The 4921-nt window shown below is 69.4% G+C and carries 2 protein-coding genes; both read right to left on the reverse strand.

Features of this window, described 5'->3' with window-relative positions:
* Positions 1 to 245, reverse strand: a 245-nt coding sequence (locus tag D6718_02220) for a hypothetical protein (GenBank protein RMG48235.1), incomplete at its 3' end; no start/stop codon positions are given.
* On the reverse strand, positions 242 to 4711 hold the full coding sequence (locus tag D6718_02225; GenBank protein RMG48236.1) for a hypothetical protein: 4470 nt from the start codon (positions 4709 to 4711) through the stop codon (positions 242 to 244). The genes D6718_02225 and D6718_02220, both read right to left, overlap by 4 nt.
* Positions 4712 to 4921: the final 210 nt, after the last annotated feature.

Here is a 4921-nt window from a genome sequence, read left to right on the forward strand (position 1 = left end):
CTCGCCGAGGAGGCCGTCACGCCCCCCTCCGGGCGGCCGCCCGCGTTCAGCGTGTGGTCGCTGATGTGAAAGCTCGCGCTCTGCTGCGCGAGCGCCGGCATCGAAGCCGCCCCCAACAGCAGCAGCAGAAGCGCGACCGCCGCGACGCGAACCGTCGCGCCTCGGACGGATCCCGTGTCACCGGAGCGCCGCGGATCGCGCGGCGTTCCCGCGGCTGAAAACCTGTACCCGCCGTCCATCGTCATGGGCAGGCCCTCCCGGTGCGCGGCGTGCCGTCGGACTTCGTTCCCATGTTGCTGCCGCACGGATTCTCCGCCCGCACGAGGTAGTAGTACGCTTCCCCGGGTTGCGGCACGCTGGTCTCGGTCGCCGTCGTGTCGGTGTCGTCCGACTCGACGCACTGGGCCTCGAAGATGCTCCAGTCGTTCGGCTTCCGGCTGGTCAGCACGTCGTAGTAGAGCGTCTGCGACGTCCCGGGATCGGCCGGCGGCGACCAGTTCAGATTGTTGACGGGGTCGTTCGTCACCATCAGGTCGAGCACCGGCGTCGGCTTCGACCACAGCGTGCCGTCGTCTGGCGCACAGTCGCCGGCGTTCGCCCAGCCGTCGCCGTCGCGGTCCGGATCGCAGACGTCGCCCGTGCCGTCACCGTCCATGTCGGCCTGGTCGGGATTCGAATCGGCGGGGCAGTTGTCGAGCGTGCAGGTCGTCGCCGGATAGCCAGGATCGCCGTAGCCGTCGCCGTCGGTGTCGGTGCAGGTGTCGCAGACGTCGCCGGTGCCGTCGCCGTCGGCATCCTCCTGGCCCGGGTTCGCGTCCGAGGGACAGTTGTCGCACACGTCTCCGAGATCGTCCGCGTCGGCGTCCTCCTGGCCCGGGTTCGCGATCGAGGGGCAGTTGTCGCGCTCGTCGGGCCAGCCGTCGCCGTCGGCGTCCTGCGCCACGCGCAGCATCGCCTCGTTCCAGCCGCCCCACGGCCGCGTGACCCAGCGCCCCCAGAGCTGGTACGGCGAATCGGCCGGATGCATCCGCACCCTCGCCCGCCAGTGCTGCGCGCCCGACGTGGACGCGCTCGCCGTCCCCTTGACCAGCGCCGAGCCGGCCGTCGAGTCGGTCCAGGTGGTGCCCCGCTGGAGCCCGGTCAGGTCGAAGAGCTGGCCCAGCGGCTTGGCCTCCCACTCGAGCTGGACCTCGGCCCGCCCGAGAAGGCCCCAGCCCCTTGCGGCCACCTCGAAACCGTCGGGACTGTCCGACAGGTCGTAGCGCGCGAGGACCGGGGCGACGATGTCGTTGACCTTCCGCTGCTGCGGCTCGATTTCGCGGCCGAACCGCCCGCCGCCGGCGTAGAGGTAAGCCTCCCCCTGGTTCACATCGAAGGGTCCCGGGTCCCATCCCGGAATGCCGATGAGGAAATCGGCGAAGCCGTCGCCATTGGTATCCCCCGCTCCGGCGACCGAGCGCCCGAACCATGCGGTGGCGCTCTCGCCGTAGGCCGACCACGCCGGAGCCGTCGTCACCAGCCCGGCGTCGCTGCCGTACCACAGGAACGCCTCGCCGGCGTCGGTGTAACCGTTGGCGGTGTCGTCCGTCAGGTAGGCGCCCACGATCAGGTCGTCGTAGCCGTCCCCGTTGACATCGCCGGCGAAGGAGAGCGCGTACCCGAACGCGCCATTAGGATCCGTGCCGGTGATCGTCGTCGCCGGACTTGTCGAGAGCCCGCCTGCATCGCCGTGGAAGACGTAGACACGGCCGTAGTCCGAGCGGTCCCATCCGTGCGCGCCGACGGCGAAATCGCTGAAACCGTCGCCATTGACGTCCCCCGCCGAGATCGCGTAGCCGACATACGCTCCGGTTTGCTCTCCGATGTAGCTCCAGTCGGCGTTCGATGGGGTACCCGTCCCCGAGAGACCATGCATTGAGCCGTACCAGACGAACGCCGCACCCTCGTCGGTGTAGATGTCGTCGTAGCGATAGGCCCCGACGCCGAGATCGCCGAAGCCGTCGGCGTTGACGTCGCCCGCCGACGCCACCGACGTCCCGAAGCGTGCGCCGTCCTGCACGCCATAAGCGGCCCAGTCGGCGTTGGACGGCGTTCCGGTCGCTCCCAAACCGGTGGCCGAGCCGTACCAGACGAACGCCGCACCCTCGTCGGTCGCGTGGTTGTCGTAGAAAGGCGCGCCGACGACGATGTCGCCGTAGCCGTCGCCGTTGAGATCGCCCGCGGCATCGACGTCGTAGCCGAGCAGGCTGTACGACTTGTTGGCGAACGCGCTCCAGTCCGCGTTCCCTGGGTTGCCGTTCGGGCCGAGGCCGAGCATCGACCCGCGCCAGACGAAGACGGCGCCGCTGTCGACCTCTCCCTTGAAATGGGCATAGCCTGGTGCGCCGGCCGCCAGGTCGTCGAATCCGTCGCCGTCGATGTCGCCCGCGCCGGCGACCGACCAGCCGAGCTGGGCTCCCCCCTGATCGCTCTCGGCCATCCAGTCGTACGTCCCGCCGGGTCCCTCCATGTTTCCGAGGTAGACGAAGATCGCACCCTCGTCGACCTGGCCGCCGTCCCAATCGCGGGCGCCGATGACGATGTCGTCGTACGCATCGCCATTGACGTCCCCTGCTGAATCGACGGAGAAACCGAGGAGGTCGCCGTCCGACGGCAATGTGAGGCTGGTCAACCAATTGGGCCCGTTGGGATCGTCCGGACCGCCGTTGAACAGTTGGGTTTTGTTGTTCGACGGGTCTCCGACAAGAACCTCGCTGAACCCATCTCCGTTCACGTCGCCGGCCGTCGACACGGCGTGGGCGTAGTCAGCCGAGAACCACCCCGCGTGCCTCCAGTACGCCCAGCCTTGGATTCCGTTCCGCCCGCCGATGTAGACGTAGGCTGAATCGCCCGGGGCCCCGATGATGACGTCGGCGTATCCGTCCCCGTTCACGTCGCCGGCTGTCCGCACCGAGTATCCGAAGTCGAACCCTGGCTCCGGAGTGTAGAGGATGGCGTCCGGCGCGGCCGGGAGTCCGGAGGGCGATCCGTAGAAGATCCAAACCTGCTCCGCCGTGTCGGTTCCGGCGATCACGTCGCCGTAGCCGTCGCCGTTGACGTCCCCCGCCGCGGCGACGCTCCAACCGCAACGGCTCCCCGCCGTGTACGACCAGTCGTAATTCGAAGGCGAGCCGTCAGGGCCGAGGCCGTTCGGGCCGCCGTACCAGGCGTAGATGGTGCCGTTTTCGGGGAATCCGACCACGATGTCGCTGTACCCGTCACCGTTCACGTCGCCGGCCGTCGCGGCGCCCGTTCCGAAATTGTCCCAAAAATCGCCGCTGGAGCTGTAGAACCCGGTGGCGGTCCAATCGGGAAGAGCCGGCAGGCCCGATGGTGTGCCATAGAAGACGTAGACCTCGCCGTGATCGCCATCGACATTTATGGCACTGATGATCAGGTCGGCGTAGCCGTCGCCGTTCACATCGCCGGCCGGCCCGGCATCCTTTCCGAGTAAGCTCTTGCCGAGGATCGAGGCGTCGGGCTGCCAACTGTTGTTGACATCGAGTCCGCCGGCACCTCCGTAGAAAAGCATCACGCTCCAGTCATAGTGCCACCATTCTCCGCCGGCGGCGACGAGGTCGCTGTAGCCGTCACCGTTGACATCGCCCGCTGTTTGGACGTTCCGCCCCAGCCCTTGCTGCCAATAATGGAATTGCTCGTCGTACGTGGGCCCCGCGGGGCTCCCATGGTGAACGCAGATATGACCAGCCGTGGAGCCCATGGCAATGTCGCCGAAGCCATCGCCGTTGACGTCGCCCGCGGAACCGACGCTGTAACCGATCGGGTGAGAGGAATCGCCATTTCTCGTCCAGGACGGACTGCTCGCCAGCGGATCGACGGCGAGCGGATAGGCAGCCTCCCGATCCTCGATGACGAGCCGAATCCCGGTGGTTCCGTCGATCGACGTTCCCTCGATCCGCGCCGGAACGGCCCGGCCGTGCGCATCGGAAACCCGCAGCTCGGAGTAGCGCAGCACCCGGCGCCCACCCCTCGCCGCGAACTCCACCGCCTTCCCCGCGCCGTCGAAGATCGGCCGCAGCGTTCCCGTCAGGGCCAGGTCGAGCCGCAGCGGGCCGATCCGCTCGCCCTCCTGCGGCGGCCTCGGGATCGTGAAGCCCTGCTCGAGGCCGCGCGGCGAGTTCTCGTACCACTCGACGAGAGCGCCGCGGTCGATCTCGACGCGGCTCTCGTGGACCGACAGCCGCCCCGGCGCGACCTTCTGCATCGCCCCCTCGCGACCCCACGCGGCGAGCGCGAGATGCCACTCCCAGTCCGGCGGGCCTGGCTTGCGGGGCACGAGGCGGACGCCCTTCCCGGTAAACCATGTCCGGAAGCCCTGCGCCCGGTTCGGCGCCTGCCAGCCCCCGGCCATCTCCTCCCACGGCGTTTCGTCCGACCACGTCACGTGGTACTCGGCGGCGCGGATCGACGCCTCGGCCCGGTCGAGCCAACCCCGATCGACTCCTTCAGGTAGTGACGACGCCACCGTTCCGCCCGCCGCTTCGGAGACGGCCCTCGCGGAGGCGGAGCCGGTCGTCGGCGGCCCGGCGAGCGCCGGGACGGCCGGCAGCAGCACCGAAAGCTCCATGAGCACCGCGAAGAACGAAACATGCCGGACGTCCCGCAGGAGGCCGCCCCGGGGAAACACCCTCGCTCCGAACCGCTCTCTCATCGCACACCTCGCCCCGCGCCCGCCCCGTCGCCCGCGGTGCCTCGCGCGCAACCCCGGCCGCATCGCACCGCGACCGGCCGGGGCCGCCCCCGCTCTCCGGAGCGGCCACCGCCGACCGCACCGCCGGACGACGCCGCGGCCGGGCCGTTCGGCGGGATCTCACAGCAACGGGCGTGCCGAGCGGTGTCCCGAAGGCGGCACGGGCCATAA

Source organism: Acidobacteriota bacterium (assembly GCA_003696075.1).
Taxonomy (GTDB): Bacteria; Acidobacteriota; Polarisedimenticolia; order J045; family J045; genus J045.

Coding starts and splice junctions, on each gene's coding strand:
- D6718_02225 (RMG48236.1), bottom strand. CDS start 4,711: ATGAGAGAGCGGTTCGGAGCGAGGGTGTTTCCCCGGGGCGGCCTCCTG.